The sequence below is a fragment of the Mesorhizobium sp. M0991 genome (assembly GCF_040318915.1).
In the GTDB taxonomy this organism is placed as follows: Bacteria; Pseudomonadota; Alphaproteobacteria; order Rhizobiales; family Rhizobiaceae; genus Mesorhizobium.
In genome coordinates, this window is record NZ_JAMYNE010000107.1 from 1 (window position 1) to 725 (window position 725).

Annotated in this window: 1 pseudogene; it reads left to right on the forward strand. The window is 59.7% G+C overall.

Features of this window, described 5'->3' with window-relative positions:
• Window positions 1-725: pseudogene (locus NKH70_RS35720) on the forward strand (glucoamylase family protein); the annotation flags it as partial.

Sequence of the window (725 nt, forward strand, 5' to 3'; positions counted from 1 at the left end):
CATATTGACCGGCGGTCTGTATGCCCATTTCAGGAACACCGGCTCGATGATTCCCAGCACGCTCCAAGCACCCGACTTCCCGGCAAACGTTCGCGACCTCGAAGATGAAGCGCTGCTGGATATCGTGCAACGGCAAACGGCCCGGTACTTCTGGGAAGGCGCACATCCCGTCAGTGGTCTTGCCCGAGATCGACAGAAGACCACCGGTGCTCCGGCCAACGATCTCGCAGCCATTGGCGGCTCTGGCTTCGGCATCATGGCAATCATCGTTGCTGTTGAACGCGGTTGGATCGATCGCGCGGCGGCATTATGCCGATTGCATCGAATGCTGGATTTCCTGGAAAGCTCGCCGCGCTACCACGGCGTGTTCCCGCATTTCATCAATGGCCGTACCGGTGCGACAATTCCATTCCGTCGCAAGGATGACGGCGCTGATCTGGTCGAAACCACTTTCCTGTTTCAAGGTCTGATCTGCGCCCGCGAGTATTTCGCCGGGATGGCAACCGAGGAAGCACGCCTTCGCCATAGCGTGAACGCGCTGTTGTCACAGGCCGAGTGGAACTGGTTCACACGCGGGGCCCGGCAACTGATGTGGCACTGGAGCCCGAACCACGGCTGGGCGATGGACAGCCCGATCAGAGGTTGGAACGAATGCATGCTCACCTTCGTGCTGGCGGCGGGATCAACTCGCCACCCCATTGATCCGGGCATCTATCACGAAGGCT